Source organism: Maribacter sp. C-4077, from assembly GCF_055378385.1.
In genome coordinates, this window is record NZ_AP038807.1 from 781,391 (window position 1) to 799,203 (window position 17,813).

The following is a 17,813-nucleotide window of genomic DNA, read 5'->3' on the forward strand; positions in this document are numbered from 1 at the left end:
ATCCGATTCAAAACAAACTCACTATGTCAAAATTCAGCTTAAAGATAAATGGAAAGACCCTAGAGGTCGATGTAGACGATAGCACACCCATGTTATGGGTGCTCAGGGACCATCTTAAATTGGTGGGAACAAAATATGGTTGCGGCATTGCCCAGTGTGGTGCCTGCACTGTTCACTTGGGAGATAACGCGATTCGTTCGTGCCAATTACCTGTTTCCTCTGTTGGCGACCAAGAAATTACAACCATAGAAGGACTTTCTGAAAACGGCGATCATCCAGTACAAAAAGCATGGCTAGAGATAGATGTTCCACAATGTGGCTACTGTCAAGCCGGTCAAATCATGAGTGCAACGGCCCTACTAAAGCGAAATCCTTCCCCCAGCGATGAAGAAATAGAAACGGCTATGAACGGAAACATTTGTAGATGTGGAACTTATGTACGCATCAAGAAAGCCATAAAAATGGCAGTCTCAGAGACTCAGAATGCATGACTCGTACAAAGCACCAAAAAAATCAAAAAAAATGACACTCGTAAAAACAAAAATAGGAAGACGATCTTTTATAAGAACTTCGGCACTTGCCGGTGGTGGTATGATGGTGGGTTTTAGTTGGCTCGCCTCTTGTAAAATGACCCCCGAAGAAGTGAACAGCCTTCCAAAAGAATGGTTTGACATCAATGGTTTTCTAAAAATTGGTGATAATGGATTGGTAACAATCATGTCTCCCAATCCAGAAATCGGACAGAACGTAAAAACGGCCATGCCTATGATTGTGGCCGATGAATTGGACGTAGATTGGAAAAACGTCATTGTGGAACAGGCGCCGCTAAATTTGGATGTTTTCCAGAGACAGTTGGCCGGCGGAAGCCAATCCATCCGAGCAGGATGGGAAGGGTTGCGTATGGCTGGTGCTACAGCGAGAAAAATGTTGAGACAGGCTGCTGCCAAAGCTTGGGAGGTCCCCTTGGAAGAGGTGACCACATCCAACGGAACGCTCTACCACAAAGCTAGCAACAAATCGGCCGGTTATGGTGAAATGGCATCTGCAGCGGTGGGTGTAGCTTCTCCCAATGACCCACCAGAAAATATTGAAGTTCCGGAAGAAGTTGAGTTAAAGGACATAAATGATTTTACGATAATAGGTACGGACAGATTAAATGTTGACGGACCAAAAATAGTTACTGGAAAACCATTGTTCGGAATCGATGTCCAAGAGGAAGGTATGCTTACAGCCATGATAGTGCATCCTGAGGCTTTTGGGCAAACCTTTAAATCAATGGATGCCGAATCAATCAAATCCATGCCGGGAATTATAGATGTTTTCCCTGTTGATGTATATCCAGAAGGGGTTGAAAAACAGTGGTCCGATGGAGGTGGAATACCACAACTAGTTGCAATTGTGGGTGAAAGTACGTGGCAGTGCATGCAGGCCAAAAAAGCTTTAAAAGTGGAATGGGAAAGCCCATCTAACTTGGAAAGTACCGAAAGCTATGAGGACGATCTAGCAAAATTGTTGGATGCTCCCGCAAAAGAACCAGCTCGTAGCGATGGGGATTTTAACAAGGCCATTAAAGGTGCGGCCAAAGTCATCGAGCGAACCTATAGTGCTCCATTTTTGGCCCACAATACAATGGAGCCCATGAACTTTTTTGCTAACGTAACTGCGGATAAGGCCGAAGTCAAAGGTCCTATACAGACTCCTGAGTTTTTGGAAAAGACCTTATCCTCTGTGTTAGGATTGCCCATTGATAAAATAGATGTTGGCATGACTCGTATGGGTGGTGGATTTGGACGTAGGCTCTACGGACACTTTGGTGTAGAGGCAGCCGTTATTTCCAAAAAAGTACAGGCTCCGATCAAATTGGTGTATACCCGAGAGGACGACATGACCCAAGGAACCTACCGCCCTGCCTACAAAGTGAGGTTCAAGGCAGGATTGGACAAGGATAACAATCTAATAGCTTGGTCTGTGAAGGGAGTTGGAACTAATGATGATTTAGTTTTTGAAAATAGATTCCCTGCGGGAGCGGTAGATAATTATTTAGCTGAAAAGACAAGCCTACAGACCAAAATTACGACAGGGGCATGGAGAGCACCTAGGTCTAACTTTATGGCCGGTGCAGAGCAGTCCTTTATGGACGAGGTAGCCGAATTGGCCGGTAAAGACCCTATCGAATTCCGTTTGGAATTGTTCGACAAGGCGATAAAAGACCCCGTTGGACCACCTGAGAAAAATGATTACGACCCCGAACGCTATGCCGGTGTTTTAAAATTAGTTAAGGAAAAAGCCAATTGGGACGGTTTGGATAATGGTAAAGCCAGGGGAGTATCCGCCTATTACTGCCACAATTCCTATGTAGCCCAAGTATTGGATCTTACCATGGACGGTAACAAACCTATGGTAGAAAAGGTTGTTTGTGCCGTGGATTGTGGAATCGTAATCAATCCAATCAGTGCCAAAAATCAGATTGAAGGGGGTATCATAGACGGTATTGGACATGCTACTTATTCTCAAATGACCTTTGAGAACGGGGTTCCGCAGCAGCAGAACTTCGACTCCTATCATTTAATTAGAAATAGCGAGGCGCCCAAACAGATAGAGTCCTATTTTGTTGATAACGGTATAGACCCTACCGGACTTGGAGAACCTTCGTTGCCACCTGTTATCGGGGCATTGGCGAATGCCATGTATAAGGCAACCGGAAAACGCGTCTACAATCAACCCTTTATTCTTGAAAAGGAAATAGTGGGATAGTATATTGCTTAGCCTATAATTGCTAGGTATTACCGTTACGACCCCACGGCCGTAAATTTGAAAAGTGTTATCGAAGTTTTTTTCGGTAACACTTTTTTAATTCCACGCCAACCAAAGCTAAAAGTCATATAACCTTCTTTATTTTGAACTTCCCTACCTTAGTTTTCCCTTTGTATATCAATATTTTGTAATTTCAACAAGAACAACAACTTATCAAAAATTATGGCAGCATTCTCATTAAAAATCAACGGTACGTCTCAGCAAGTAGATGTAGACCCATCAACACCCATGCTTTGGGTCCTTCGCGATCATTTGCAAATGGTAGGAACCAAATACGGCTGTGGTATTGCCCAATGTGGGGCCTGTACCATTCACCTAGGCGACAACGCGGTAAGGTCATGCCAATTACCCATATCCTCTGTTGGTGACCAAGAAATCACCACCATAGAAGGGCTCTCAGAAAATGGAGACCATCCGGTACAGGAAGCTTGGTTGGAAGTGGATGTTCCCCAATGTGGGTATTGTCAGGCAGGTCAGATTATGACAGCTTCTGCCTTGCTCAAGAGAAATCCTAACCCTTCGGACGTAGAAATTGAAAATGCCATGAACGGAAACATCTGCCGCTGCGGCACGTATACACGAATTAAGAAAGCCGTTAAAATGGCTGCCAATAGCACTCAAACTTCATAGGACCATGACACACATAAAAACAACATTGGGAAGACGCGGATTTATTAGGAATACCAGCGTCGCTGGAGGCGGCCTTATCCTTGGATTCAGTTGGTTGAATTCCTGTAAACCAAAAGGAGCTGAGGCCGTGGCCATGGCCATCGAACCTGAAATGCCAAAGGAATGGTATGAAATCAATGGCTACTTAAAAATTGGGGACAACGGGGTAGTTACCATCATGTCTCCCAATCCCGAAATTGGACAAAACGTTCGGACCTCGATGCCCATGATCGTTGCGGACGAACTGGAGGTTGACTGGAAAAATGTGGTCGTTGAGCAAGCACCCTTAAATACAAATCTGTATAGTTGGCAGGTGGCCGGCGGCAGTAGATCGATAAGCAGTTCTTGGCAAAACCTACGTATGGCGGGAGCCACCGCCAGACAGATGCTTAAAAATGCAGCGGCACAGGCGTGGCAGGTGCCCGCTGGAGAAATTACCGCTATTGCAGGTGTTCTTTCACACGAAGCAAGCGGCAATTCCGCCGGATATGGCGAAATGGCTTCAGCTGCGGCGAGCTTGGAAGTGCCCGAAGAAATAGAATTAAAGGAGATTGCAGATTTTTCCATTATCGGAACATCACGTAAAAATGTGGATGGCAAAAAAATAGTAACGGGCCAACCCCTATTTGGATTGGACGTACAGCGGGAAGGTATGTTGATCGCCTCATTGGTTCATCCGCCTGCCTTTGGCATGAAACTAAAATCCTTTGATGCGGAGTCTGCCAAGCAGATGCCAGGAATTCATGATATTTTTTCCATCAAACTATACGATGAAGATTACAAAAAAAATACCTTTCACTTTACGGCCTTCAATGAGTTGATCGCTGTGGTAGGGGAAAGCACTTGGCAGGTATTTCAGGCCAAGAAAGCTTTGAATATCGAATGGGAAAACGCTTCCGATATTACAGAAACCGTAACCATGTTCGGCAATGATATGGAAGTTAACTTTCCCGCCGGTATGGAAGATTCGGAGACCCTTACCACCAAATTAAAGGAATTGGTGACTTCCAAAGGAAAGGTAACACGCAAAGATGGCGATCCTGAAACCGCCTTTAAAAATGCCGCCAAAATTATTGAGCGGAGTTATAGTTGTCCGTTTTTGGCACACAATACCATGGAACCCATGAATTTCTTTGCACATGTAAAGGAAGACCATGCGGAGTTATTAGGTCCTACACAAACCCCAGAATGGATGGAACCCGCCGTTTCCGAAGTTTTAGGATTACCCTTGGAAAGCATTGATATTCAAATGACGCGACAAGGAGGTGGTTTTGGTAGGAGGCTTTATGGCCATTTTATGGTGGAGACCGCCTTGATATCCAAAAAAATGAAAGCTCCCGTGAAATTGGTCTATAGTCGGGAAGATGATATGACGCAAGGGATTTATCGCCCAGCGTATTATGCCACCTATCGTGCGGCCTTGGACGCAGATAATAAATTGATAGCCTTTCATGTAAAGGGAGGTGGAATTCCGGAAAGCCCAGTATTCGCCAATCGATTCCCTGCCGGAGCCATTGACAATTATTTAGCTGAAGACTTTACCCTTAATTCCAACATTACCACCGGTGCATTTAGAGCGCCACGCTCCAATTTTATCGCCGGGGCGGAACAGTCCTTTTTGGATGAACTGGCCGAGGAAATGGGCAAGGATCCCATCGATTTCAGATTGGAACTACTAAAACGAGCCCAAGAGAACCCGGTCGGGGAAAAGGAATCCAACGATTATGACGCGGCCCGATATGCAGGGGTGCTGGAATTGGTAAAAGAAAAAGCGAATTGGGGCCAATCCGAAGCGGGAGTTCACAGAGGGGTTTCAGCCTATTTCTGCCACGACAGTTACGTTGCCCAGGTATTGGATATGGTCATGGAAAATAACAAACCCGTCGTTCAAAAAGTTACGGCTGCCATCGATTGTGGTATTGTGGTAAACCCCGATGCGGCATCGAACCTATCCGAAGGGGGAGCTATTGACGGAATTGGCCATGCTATGTACAGTGGCCTTACCTTTAAGGACGGTACTCCAGAACAGAACAACTTTGACCGTTATCGATTGATTCGACATAGCGAAGCACCAAAATCCATTGAAACGCACTTTGTGAAAAATGACATAGACCCAACAGGCATGGGCGAACCGCCATTTCCTCCCATTATGGGGGCCTTGGCGAATGCATTGTATAAGGCTACGGGCAGAAGACATTATCATCAACCCTTTATAACGGACAAACCGCCATTAGTAGGATAATGCTCAAAACGAATCTAAAATATCTGAATAAGTGACCATCGTTAAAACCAAAATTGGACGTCGATCATTTATAAAAAGTAGTGCCTTGGCCGGTGGTGGAATGGTACTGGGCTTTAGCTGGTTAGCATCCTGCAAAATGTCAGCGGAAGAAGTGAACCAACTACCAAAGGAATGGTTTAAAATCAACGGATATTTAAGAATAGCGGACAATGGTCAGGTGACCATTCTATCACCTAATCCGGAGGGAGGTCAAAATGTAAAGACCTCCATGCCCATGATTGTTGCGGATGAGCTGGGCGTGGATTGGAAGGATGTAATCGTGGAGCAGGCACCCTTGGATACGGCGGCTTTTACACTTCAATTTTTGGGTGGAAGCCAATCCATTCGCAGGGGTTGGGAAGGGCTGCGTATGGCCGGTGCCTCCGCTAAGGCCATGTTGATTGCTGCGGCGGCCCAAGATTGGCAAGTACCATCAGAAGAAATCAGTGCACGTAATGGCATTTTAACACATACCGAAAGTGACAAAAGTGCTTCCTATGGCGAAATGGCATCCGCTGCGGCAACTATGAATGTGCCCGAAGAAGTGCAATTAAAGGAAATCAAGGATTTCACCATTATTGGTACATCCCAAAAAAATGTGGACGGCCACAAAATCGTTACGGGTAAACCTTTATTTGGAGTAGACACCTATAAAGAGGGCATGCTGACCGCCATGATCGTAACGCCAACGGCATTTGGGCTCAAACTAAAATCCATTGATGACAGCGAGGCAAAAAACATGCCCGGTATCAAATCCATCTTTACCATCAAGGTATTTAATGACGACTATGAGAAAGCCTTCTTCGATACGCGAACGTTCAACGAGGTAGCGGTTGTTGTTGGAAACTCTACTTGGGAGGTGATGCAGGCCAAAAAAGCACTGAAAATTGAATGTGAACCCATTGAAGGTATTACGGAGACCCGAAACCGGTTTGGCAGAAAATGGGAGGAATACACCCCGGGCGGACTGGAAAGCACAGCCAAACACTATGCTGAGATGGAAGCCATCGCTTCCAAAAAAGCGACGGTGAAACGTAGGGACGGAAATCCCGAAAATGCCTTTAAGAATGCAGCCAAGGTTATCGAAGCAACCTATACGGCCCCTTTCTTGGCGCACAATTGCATGGAGCCCATGAACTTTTTTGCAGATGTTTCCGATAATAAAGCCTTGCTCATTGGTCCGTTGCAAAAACCTGAACTAACGGAACAGACCCTTTCGGCCCGATTGGGCATGCCCATTGAAAATATAGAGATACAGATGACCCGTTTGGGCGGTGGGTATGGCCGAAGGTCCTATGCACATTGGCTCGTGGAAGCGGCCCTTATTTCCCAGAAAATGAAGGCCCCTGTAAAATTGGTGTATTCCCGCGAGGACGATATGACCAATGGTATTTACCGACCCTCCTACAGGGCTACCTTTCGGGCGGCACTGGATGCCGATAACAACCTCATTGGCTTTCACGTAAAAACGGGTGGAATTCCTCAGAGTCCCCTGCATGAAAACCGTTTTCCCGCAGGAGCCGTTGAAAATTACCTGGCGGAAGATTGGACCATTGACACCAACCTGACCGTAGGTTCCTTTAGGGCACCCAGCTCCAATTTTATCGCCTGTGCAGAACAGTCCTTCCTGGATGAAGTGGCCGAAGCCGCTGGTAAGGACCCCATAGACTTTAGGTTGGAACTATTGGAACGCGCCCAGCACAATCCCGTTGGGGAAAATAATGATTATGAGGCCCACCGCTATGCCGGCGTATTGAAACTCGTAAAGGAAAAGTCCAATTGGTCCAATAGGGACGGCGTGGCCCGAGGCGTGGCCGCCTATTTCTGCCATAATTCCTATGCGGCCCAGGTATTGGACCTGACGTGGGAAAACAATGAACCGGTCGTTCAAAAGGTAACCTGCGCAATCGATTGTGGAATCGTGGTCAACCCGGATGCCGCAACGAATCTGGCCGAGGGCGGTATCGTGGACGGAATAGGCAATGCCCTCTACGGGGAAATTTCCTTTAAGGACGGTGTGCCGGACCAACGGAACTTTGATACCTATCGCATAATCCGCATGCGCGAGGCGCCCAAGGAAATCGATGTGCACTTTGTGGAAAGTGACATCCATCCTACGGGATTGGGGGAACCTTCCTTCCCTCCTATTTTTGCCGCCTTGGCGAATGCCATGTACAAGGCGACCGGAAAACGCTCGTACAAACAACCCTTTTTAAAGCAACGGGAACTGCTGGGGTAATTAGCGGATTACCTCCTAGGGATTGGAATACAATCGAAAAGGCGTTTCTTTGTTCGAAGGCTGCACGGTGCCGATCTCCGAAAAACCCAGTTTTGACAGCAGTTTTTGGGAGCGTACATTATTGGATGTTGTCACCGCCAGCACTTTTGGGAAGTTCAGTGCCGATACACCATAGTCCATGACGGAGCGGCACGCTTCCAACATATAGCCAAAGCCTTCAAATTGGGGTAATTGGGCAAATCCGATATCGGGTGCATCGAGATAATCCCTTTTTAAAAATCCGCAGATACCCAAAGGCACATTGGTATCCTTTACAGAAACCTTCCAAAGTCCGAAGCCATAATCCCGATAGGATGCCAACAAGCTATTTTGAATATACGCCTCCGCATCGGCAGAAGTCCGTATCCCCCGATTGCCAATGTGTTCCAACCACGTTGGACTGTTCAAAAGTTCATAAATGAAATCGGCATCGGCTAGGGTTGCCTCTTGGATATGGAGTCTTTGGGTTTCGATGGGTATCATGTACATCAACTTCTAAAACGCTCATAAGCCGCGCGTTCCAGTTCCTCCCTATGGTCCGGATGTGCAATTGCTATGAGCGACTTTGCCCTTTCCTTCAGGTTTTTCCCGAAGAGATTGGTGGTACCATATTCCGTCACTACATAATGCACGTGGGCGCGGGTGGTGGTAACGCCGGCCCCTTGCTTCAAATACGGGGTGATTTTGGAAATTCCCTTGGCCGTCACGGAGGGCATCGCAAAAATGGGTTTCCCTCCTTTGGAAAGGGAAGCGCCCCTAATGAAATCCATTTGTCCCCCTACCCCGGAAAATTGTCGGTTTCCTATGGTATCGGCGCAAATCTGTCCGGTCAAATCGATTTCGATAGCACTATTGATGGCCGTTACTTTTGGGTTTTTTCGGATGATCGCCGTATCGTTGGTATACGCCGCTTCCTTAAAATGTACCAATGGATTGTCGTCCACAAAATCATACAGTTTTTGTGAGCCTACGGCAAAACAGGTGACGATCTTGCCCGTTTTTACCTTCTTTTTTTCGCCTGTAATTACACCCTTTTCGATTAGGGGCAAAATACCGTCCGTAAACATTTCCGTATGGATGCCCAGATGTATGTGGTTCCCCAAATTGTTGAGAACCGCATTGGGAATACTCCCGATGCCCATTTGCAGGGTAGCCCCATCCTCGATGAGTGCGGCCACATGTTTTCCTATTTCTGCCTCCACGGGGGAAACCTCGGTGAGCCTATGAATATGTATGGGACTTTCCACGGCAATGGCACAATCGATGTCCTTGATATGGATAATACCGTCGCCATGCGTCCTGGGTACAAAAGGGTTTATCTGGGCGATTACCTTTTTGGCCGTTTCAATGGCCGAGAGGGCCACATCGACCGAAACACCAAGAGAGCAATAACCATGTACATCTGGAGGGGAGACCTGCACGATGGCCACATCCAAGGGCAAAATTCCTTGACGGAACAGCAGATGGATTTCGCTCAAAAAAATAGGGATATAATCGCCCAAGCTACTGTTTACGGCGCTTCGCACATTCCGCCCCACAAAACAACTGTTCATCTTAAAACTTTGGCTGTAGGGTTCCACGGTATATTTGGCATCCCCTTCCGTATGGATGGAAATAATCTCTACATCTTTAAGTTCCAAATACCTGTCGCACAGGGCATCGATGAGGGTAATGGGTGTCATGGCGGCACCCTGTATAAAGACTCGGTCCCCAGATTTTATGATTCCAACGGCTTCTTCCTTACTTACTATGTTCATGGATTCTGTTTTAAGGGCACAAAGATGGCCCTGATACAGCATTTAAAACATGAGAAAAATCATGCATTGAGAATTTATCGGTCTGGGTTCGGACCTAAAATAAAGCTTTAGTTTCGATCAAAGACAATTGCATTTAATCTGTCATTGTAATAAATAAAAAGCTTACCGTTTTTAATTTCAAACTCTTGTGCTGCACCTATGTTGTACAAGGATGTCCATTCAGGTTCATTGGCAAGCGTGGAAGCAATGAAACCAATGGTCAGTTCCCCATTACTTTTCGCCGTATAACTTCCAGTATAGGAGTTGCTTACTGAGGTCCCCGATAATGTTCCCTTTGCTTTGCCATCAGGCTCACCGAATGTTGCAGTGATTTCTCCATCGTTAACTTCTGGCCAAGTGGGATTATCATCCTTGGTAATTTTAAGGTCGCCGTCAGTAATAAAGTACGCAACCGTCCAACTGCCTACCGGTGCATCGGAACTGTTGTCATCGTCTTTGGAACAACCTAAGAAAAATATAAATGAAAGAAAAATAAGGATGTGGTTCTTTAAAAAATAGCGGATTGGCATCTTAATGATTCTTTTCAATTTAGATGTACTTTTCTTTAAATGGTTGCGTCAGAGTTCTATGGAAACAAAGATTCTTTATGCAATTGTCCCATCTATATTTTTTTCCAATTTAAAGCTCCAGGACAGCAGTAAGGTCTGAAGAACGTACCGGGGCCGAAATATGTTGGTGGACTACCTTCCAACCACCATTTTCCTTGGTAAAACCGACCGAAATCCTATTGATCATTTCCCGCAAAACCCTTCCATCCGGTGCAATAGCCTTGAAGGAAATATACCCACTGGCAAAGCCAAGGGCATCCGACTCATGATGCCTGATACGATCAAAATCCACTTGAACCCTTTCCTCGCCCAGGGAACCCAACCATTGCTCCATTTCTGGAATCCACTCCTTCAATGAACCATAAAAACCTTGGTCCCACATATCAAAGGCCACCATTTCTGGGCTATATAGGTTTATCAATGCCTTGGCGTCCTTCTTCCAAACGGCATCCTTATAAGTGGTGAAAAAGTTCTTGGTTTCGGTCATAATTTTCAACGGATTGAATTTCGCATTCTAAGATAAAGATACGTCTTCCAAAGAAGATAAACATGCAGTGACCACCACTATAAATGAATAAAATACGTAAGCACAAAGGTTACACCAGTTATGGTTTGAAAACAGGCCAAAATTAGCGTCGTTGCCATCTTCTGCGCCGAAGCTGTTGAAATAAAAATTAAAACAATTAATAGTAAAAAACAAGGAACTAGTCCCCTAATCCCCTCAAATACTGCTCAATATACGCCTCCTTTTGTTTGAGTTTATACTGAACAATGTACCTTGGATGGTCAAAGACCACAAAAGAATCGAACAGCTTGGCCTCATCATTGATCTTCTTGAAAAATTTGGCATTCTTCTTTCCCAGAATGTAACAGACCGAGGTATCGATACCAAAGGCAATCTGTTCCTTTAGGGTGGTGATGATAAAATCTTTGGTGGCTTCAAACAGTTCCGGGTAATCGTAATAATTGCAATTGACCCAATTCCCTTTTTTGTTCTTTTCAATGAATCCCAACGGGCAGATGGAATTGATGTAATAGTGGCTATAAAATTTTTCACTACCGCCATAGGCCCTGATCATATCGTAGACAAAGACCGAAGACGGCTCATGCGTCTGGATGGCTTCCGCTTCTATGCCACAATCCTCCGCCAGGCGTTTGGTGTCCGTAAAGGGAATGCCCGTGGCCCCGGCTCCCAGCCTACCCGGGTTGATTCCCAAGACGATACGTCGAGACAGAGTATCCCTAAAAAATTGGGTATAGAATTGCTCCAATATGTGGAGCACCGCTTCATTTTCCGAAAAGGGGTTCATCACCTGGATGTTTTCCCCCAGGGGCGCGTCAAAGCATAGATATTTATGAAAGGAGATTACTTTCTCCGCAAACGTGGTCATGTTAGGATGATTTTAGCCGACAAACTACAAAACGATCCGCAGTTCCCCAAAGCAACTCGGAATTTGAGATTTTAGTCTGCCTAAAAAAATTGAAAATACCCGTGGAACAATTATTTCCATAATTCAAAACCATGGCCTACGAACCAGTAGTTACCTTGTTTCTTTATTAATGGTCTCTTTTAAGACCATACGATTGGAATCGTGAGGGAGCGAGAGCTATTGGCTGGGGATAGAATCCGTTGCCTGCATAAGCATGGGTACGGAACTTACCGGGGCATCCCACAGAACCTTCCAATCATCATCGATTTTTTCCCAAAGCACCACATAATTCCCCATGTCCTCCATGGCCGGAATGGGAGAATTCTCGTTAGGACTAAAGGTCAGGGAATAGGAGCCGTATTCCGTAGCTAAATCACCACTGGCTTTTACCTTTTCGGTGTTCAGGTCAAATTCCCAAGTACCGAATTGCATGTTCTGCTTCCAAGCCGCTTTATAATTTTCATTTCCAATGATAGCCGGTTGGTTGGGCGGTAACTGGATACAATCCTCGGCAAAATGGGTCGCTGCCGAGTCGATCATTCCCTCCGCATACAACTTTTCTATTTCGGCGTTCTTCGCCATGATGATTTCCTTGATTTCCTCCGAATATTCTTTTCCAGATTGCATTTCCATTTCTTGGGATTCCTTACAACTCCAGCATTGGGAAATTGCACATAGAACGACGATTGCGTGCACGAATTGCTTTTTCATGGTTACATGTATTTAGTTTAGTATTGGTTACTTCTTTACGTTAAAACCTTTGGAATAGGATTAACCATCAGACCATGACAAGTATACAGATTTGTCAATGCTTTTTGAATCCAAAGTTTAAAACAGGGGGAATCCTTAAATATAGTTTTTTTACCAAAAAAAAGTAACCATTTATCCTGAAAAAAAGGAAAATTATAGGCTGTGGTTCAAGCCTCTGGTGTTCTCCAAACGCACTTCCTTCACCACCCCAGAACCCTCAAAATGAATGGCAAGACACTTTTATCACTACGAGTGAAATCGCATTGTAATTTTGTATCGAGAAGGACACGTTTAAATCAAAATGTTCTCGATACTATTTTCTAGTGAAAATCACTCGAACTGACAATTTTGAAGAATTTGTAATTACCCCAACGCCTGGGAAATATCGGCAATTATATCATCAATATGCTCCAGACCTACAGAAATACGGACCATACCTTCGGTAATACCACTGGCGGCACGCTCGGCCACGGACAGCTTGCTGTGGGTAGTCGAGGCCGGATGGGTCACGATACTACGGGAATCCCCCAAATTGGCGGAGAGGGACAACAGTTTTATGGAATCGAAGAATTTTCGGCCAGCTTCCAGTCCGCCCTTTACCTCAAAGGCGACCACACAGCCACCGGCCTTCATCTGCTTTTTTGCGACATCGTATTTTGGGTGCGACTTTAAGAAGGGATATTTTACCCAGTTTACCCGGTCGTGCGTTTCCAAAAATTCGGCCAATTTAAGGGCATTGGCACAATGCCGATCTACCCTTACTGCCAGGGTCTCCAAGCTCTTGCTCAATACCCAGGCGTTAAACGGGGAAAGGGCAGGACCCGTAATACGGGAGAAGCGGTAGACCTTGTCCATCAGTTCCGCCTTACCCACGGTAATACCTGCCAAGACGCGTCCCTGACCATCCATTAGTTTGGTACCGGAATGAATGACCAAATCCGCGCCAAACTTAATAGGTTGCTGCAAATAGGGCGAGGCAAAACAGTTATCGATCACCAACAAAACGTTATGTTTTTTCGAAATCTGGCCCAACACTTCCAAATCCAGCACATCCACACCTGGATTGGTAGGAGTTTCGGCATAGATCAATTTGGTATTCGGTTGAATGAGTCCTTCTATGGAATCCAAATCATGTACATCAAAATAACTGTGGGAAATATTCCACTTTGGAAAAAAGTTGTTGAACAGGGAATGGGTAGACCCAAAAATACTGGCTGCCGAAACCACATGGTCGCCACTCTCCAACAAGGCCGCCAATGTCGAGAATACGGCCGCCATACCCGAGGCAAAGGCAAAGCCCTGCTCCGCCCCTTCCATTTGGCAAACCTTATCCACAAACTCATTGGTATTGGGATTGGAATAGCGGGAATAGATGTTACGCTCCTTCTCCTCGGCAAACGAGGCGCGCATGTCCTCTGCATCCTCAAAGACAAAACTGGACGTTAAGTACATAGGTACGGAATGCTCCAGGTTTTCCGTGCGTTTCAACTGATTCCGTATGGCGTTTGTTTCGAATTTTTTGTTCATTGGTTGTTGGCTTTTAGCGATTAGCAATTAGCGATTAGCGATTAGCGATTAGCGATTAGCGATTAGCGATTAGCGATTAGCGATTAGCGATTAGCGATTAGCGATTAGCGATTAGCAATTAGCAATTAGCAATTAGCAATTAGCAAAAAAACACTTTTCATTTTTCAATTTCCATTTTTCTCTTCTCTCTTCTCTCTTCTCTCTTCTCTCTTCTCTCTTCTCTCTTTTCTCTTTTCTCCTCTCTCTTTTCCTTTTCTCCTTAAAAGTCAGCTTTTCTCCGCAATCCGTAAAATATCTCCAAAAACCCCACGGGCGGTCACCGCGGCACCTGCACCGGCACCTTGGATGACCAAGGGGTTTTCACCGTAAGACTCGGTATAAATTTCGATGATGGAGTCAGACCCTTTTACCTGCCCCAAGGCACTTTCCTTGGGTACGGAAACGAGTTTCACATCCAAGATACCTTTTTCCTTTTGCAAATCCCCATGCAGGTCGCCCACATAGCGCAATACATGGTTCGGTTTTTGGTTCCTTTTGATTTCGTTGAAGGTATCGTCCAACACCTCCATATGCTCCATAAAGAAATTCACATCTCCTTTTTCCAAGGTCGACGGAATCAGGTTTTCAATGTTGATATCAGTAAATTCGTTGCTCAGATCCAATTCCCTTGCCAGAATTAACAGCTTTCGGCCCACATCGTTCCCGGAAAGGTCTTCCCGAGGGTCAGGTTCCGTAAAGCCTTTTAGTTTGGCATCCTTTATAATGGAGGAAAATGGGGCATCCACCTCAGAAAAGGTATTGAAAATATAACTCAAAGACCCTGAAAATACGCCTTTGATACGGGTGATATTTTCGCCCGACAAATGCAATAATTTTATGGTATCAATCAGCGGCAAGCCAGCACCTACATTGGTCTCGTACAGGTATTGCTTTTGGTGTTTGTCCAATTCTTCACGCAATAATTGATAGTAATCGAATCCAAGGGTATTGGCAATTTTATTGGAGGAAACAACATCGAAGCCGTTCTCCACAAAATCGAAATAATGGGCCACAAAATCCCGACTAGCGGTGTTGTCGATGACGATCAGGTTTTCCAGATGATTGCTTTTGGCAAACTCGATGACATCCTTGACCTCATAGGATTTTCCCTTGCTTTGGATGTTGGTCTTCCATCGACCTGTTACCCCGTTAGCGTCCAACAATACCTTTCTTGAATTGGCAATGGCGAAGACTCTCAAATCGATACCTTTTCGGGCCTCGATATTTTTGGCCGATTTCAAGATCTGGTCGATCAGTGTTCCTCCAACGTTTCCGTGACCGAAAACCGCCAGATTTACCTTTTTGCTCACCCCGAAAATCTGCCCATGCATCACGTTTACTGCCTTGGTCAAGTCCGATTTCCGCACCACCAAACTCACGTTTTTACCCGATACCGTATTGTTGAACAACAGCGGTACGATCTGGTTTTTGATAAGGGCATTGAAAGGTTTGTGGAAGGTGCTCAAATCCTGACCTACCACGGAAATGACCGATACGTCGGCTACCACCTTGATCATATTGATGTCCTGACTCTGGAAATCGCTCGAAAACTCGTTCTCCAAGGCTCGCTTGGCGCGTTCCGCCTTGTCGCGCTTCACCACCAAACCGATTCCCCGCTCCGAAGAACCCTGGGAAATAATGCTTACACTGATGTTGATGGCCTCCAAAGTCTTGAAGATACGGGCATCAATACCCACTTTCCCCAACAAACCGCGCCCTTCCAGGTTGATCAAGGCCACATCCTCAATGACCGAAATGGAGCGGATACCTTCCTTGCTGACCTTGGCACTGATCAAAGTGCCTTCGTTATCGTCGTTATAGGTATTTAGGATCCGCAACGGAATGTTCTTTTCAATCAACGGAATAATCGTCTTGGCATGCAAAATCGTGGCTCCAAAGTTGGCCATCTCGTTCGCCTCTGCATAACTCAAGTTGCTGATTCGCTTGGCCTCCTTCACATAATCCGGATTGGCAGTAAAAATTCCATCGACATGGGTGTAATTCTGCAGTTCCTCCGCATCCAGGAAATTGGCCAAAAGGGCCGCGCTGTAATTACTGCCGTTCCTTCCCAGCGTAGTGGTTTCCCCGTCCTCGGTAGCGGCAATAAAACCCGTAATGATGGGAACGGCATCGTGGGGCAATTCCGCAAACTTCAACAACACCTTTTCCTTGGAAACATGCTCCAGCACCTTGGCATCCCCAAAAGTGGCATCGGTGGTAATGAGTTCCCGTGAATCCAAAAATCGGGCATTGATGCCTTTACCGATCAACAGTTTGGTCACCAATTTAGCCGAAATCAACTCCCCATGCGCCAAAATCTCATCCTTAATCTTGGCGCTGTAATCGCCCAATAAGGAAACCCCTTCGAACAACTTGGCCAAGCTCATGAATTCCTTAGAAAGGTTTACATTGCCGTACGTATGTTGCTGGTAGTTTTCCAGTGCCTCGAAATCTTCCTTGTACGGTTTTCCTTTGGCGGCCTTATCCAACAGACTTTCCAATTGATCTGTCGCCTTTTCACGTGCGGATAACACCACGGCAATATTCTCGCCGGAATTCACCTTGGAAACGATGACGTCCAACACGCGTTCCAATCCCTCTCCGTTGCTCAAGGACTTCCCCCCGAATTTCAAGACTTTTACCTTTCCCGATTTTCCATTTGTATTGAAAATGGAACTCAGCAGTTTTTCCATTTGCTCGAACTCGATCAGAAAGGCATCATGACCATGGAGCGATTGTACCTCGCCATAGGTTACGTTACTATTGGCCTGGGCCAACTGTTTAAAGGTATCCTTGTTCTCCTTCGCCGTAAAAAACAGGTCGGAATCCACCCCAATGATATGGATATTGGTAGCACTATTTTGAAGTTTGATGAAGTTCTCTTCGCCGTTTCGGGTCACATCGATGGTCTTCAACAATTGGTTCATCAGTTTATAGGCCGATAATTGAAAGCGTTCCTGTAACTTTTCCCCGTGGTGCATCAGCCAGCTTTCCACATTGAACACCTGAAGCTCCTCGTTCGTACTGCGTTTAAACCGCTCCTTGAAGGACTCGGGGGTACGATAGCACAACATGGCGTGCATACGGGCGTCGTGTACGGGCTGTTTGGAATTCACCAGAAACTGTTCCTGGATCTGACAATTGGCGATGAGCCAATCGGTCGATTTCCAGTCAGACGCCACTGGAACCAGATGCTCCGTCAAATTGGGATTGATGGCCGCCATTTCCCAAGCAATACCCCCTCCCAAAGAACCCCCGATGATGGCAAAAAGCTTTTTAATGTTCAGTTTTTCCAACCCCAACAAGAAAATGCGGGCTATATCCCCGGCCACAAAATCCTTATAATTTTCAATGACAAACTTATCGTATCCGTTTCCGGGGATGTTAAAACAAAGGATGGTATACTTTTTCGTATCGATGCATTTTCCATCGCCGATTAAGGCAGACCACCAACCGTTTTCTCCCGTAACGTTGGAATTCCCTGTGAGGGCATGGTTCACCAAAATTATGGGAGCCGTATGGAGCTTGGCCCCAAACAGTTCATAGGACAGTTCTATATCCTGGGTTACTCCAGAAAGCGTGGTATATTCCCTTATATGTAAATGATGTAGCATAGGATGCCAAAATTATCTATTTATCAGCGTTTTGCCGTGTATTGAC

General features: G+C 45.7%; 13 protein-coding genes. 5 read left to right on the top strand and 8 right to left on the bottom strand.

Features of this window, described 5'->3' with window-relative positions:
* Window positions 1–23: 23 nt before the first annotated feature.
* The 5 genes from ACZ41C_RS03505 to ACZ41C_RS03525 all read left to right on the top strand — a co-directional run bounded on the left by ACZ41C_RS03505 (window position 24) and on the right by ACZ41C_RS03525 (window position 8,003).
* Window positions 24–491, top strand: coding sequence for a (2Fe-2S)-binding protein (locus ACZ41C_RS03505; protein WP_272637550.1), 468 nt, complete (start codon window positions 24–26; stop codon window positions 489–491).
* A 31-nt stretch (window positions 492–522) separates the two neighbouring features.
* On the top strand, window positions 523–2,754 hold the full coding sequence (locus tag ACZ41C_RS03510) for a xanthine dehydrogenase family protein molybdopterin-binding subunit (RefSeq protein WP_464564360.1): 2,232 nt from the start codon (window positions 523–525) through the stop codon (window positions 2,752–2,754).
* A gap of 222 nt (window positions 2,755–2,976) precedes the next feature.
* Window positions 2,977–3,444 carry a (2Fe-2S)-binding protein gene (locus ACZ41C_RS03515; protein ID WP_464564362.1) on the top strand — a complete coding sequence of 156 codons (468 nt, stop codon included), beginning with the start codon at window positions 2,977–2,979 and terminating at the stop codon, window positions 3,442–3,444.
* A gap of 4 nt (window positions 3,445–3,448) precedes the next feature.
* A complete protein-coding gene (locus ACZ41C_RS03520; protein WP_464564364.1) occupies window positions 3,449–5,725 on the top strand; it encodes a xanthine dehydrogenase family protein molybdopterin-binding subunit in 2,277 nt (758 codons plus the stop codon).
* Between the two features lie 31 nt (window positions 5,726–5,756).
* Window positions 5,757–8,003 carry a xanthine dehydrogenase family protein molybdopterin-binding subunit gene (locus ACZ41C_RS03525; RefSeq protein ID WP_464564366.1) on the top strand — a complete coding sequence of 749 codons (2,247 nt, stop codon included), beginning with the start codon at window positions 5,757–5,759 and terminating at the stop codon, window positions 8,001–8,003.
* 15 nt (window positions 8,004–8,018) lie between these two features.
* On the opposite strand, the gene ACZ41C_RS03530 is transcribed toward ACZ41C_RS03525, so the two are convergent.
* From ACZ41C_RS03530 to thrA, 8 genes are all read right to left on the bottom strand, one after another.
* Window positions 8,019–8,525, bottom strand: coding sequence for a GNAT family N-acetyltransferase (locus ACZ41C_RS03530; RefSeq protein WP_464564368.1), 507 nt, complete (start codon window positions 8,523–8,525; stop codon window positions 8,019–8,021).
* Window positions 8,526–8,530: 5 nt separating this feature from the next.
* The gene (locus ACZ41C_RS03535; RefSeq protein WP_464564370.1) at window positions 8,531–9,799 is read right to left on the bottom strand and encodes an acetyl-CoA hydrolase/transferase family protein; all 1,269 of its coding nucleotides are present in this window, start codon (window positions 9,797–9,799) and stop codon (window positions 8,531–8,533) included.
* Window positions 9,800–9,906: 107 nt separating this feature from the next.
* On the bottom strand, window positions 9,907–10,386 hold the full coding sequence (locus ACZ41C_RS03540; RefSeq protein ID WP_464564372.1) for an META domain-containing protein: 480 nt from the start codon (window positions 10,384–10,386) through the stop codon (window positions 9,907–9,909).
* Between the two features lie 91 nt (window positions 10,387–10,477).
* Complete coding sequence (locus ACZ41C_RS03545; RefSeq protein ID WP_464564374.1) at window positions 10,478–10,894, bottom strand: YybH family protein; 417 nt, start codon at window positions 10,892–10,894, stop codon at window positions 10,478–10,480.
* 217 nt (window positions 10,895–11,111) lie between these two features.
* Complete coding sequence (locus tag ACZ41C_RS03550) at window positions 11,112–11,798, bottom strand: uracil-DNA glycosylase family protein (RefSeq protein ID WP_464564376.1); 687 nt, start codon at window positions 11,796–11,798, stop codon at window positions 11,112–11,114.
* A 216-nt stretch (window positions 11,799–12,014) separates the two neighbouring features.
* Window positions 12,015–12,548 (bottom strand): YybH family protein, encoded by a 534-nt coding sequence (locus ACZ41C_RS03555; RefSeq protein ID WP_138259287.1) that lies wholly within the window; start codon window positions 12,546–12,548, stop codon window positions 12,015–12,017.
* A 402-nt stretch (window positions 12,549–12,950) separates the two neighbouring features.
* The gene (locus ACZ41C_RS03560; RefSeq protein WP_464564378.1) at window positions 12,951–14,114 is read right to left on the bottom strand and encodes a trans-sulfuration enzyme family protein; all 1,164 of its coding nucleotides are present in this window, start codon (window positions 14,112–14,114) and stop codon (window positions 12,951–12,953) included.
* Window positions 14,115–14,380: 266 nt separating this feature from the next.
* Window positions 14,381–17,767, bottom strand: coding sequence for a bifunctional aspartate kinase/homoserine dehydrogenase I (thrA, locus tag ACZ41C_RS03565; RefSeq protein ID WP_464564380.1), 3,387 nt, complete (start codon window positions 17,765–17,767; stop codon window positions 14,381–14,383).
* Window positions 17,768–17,813 lie beyond the last annotated feature (46 nt).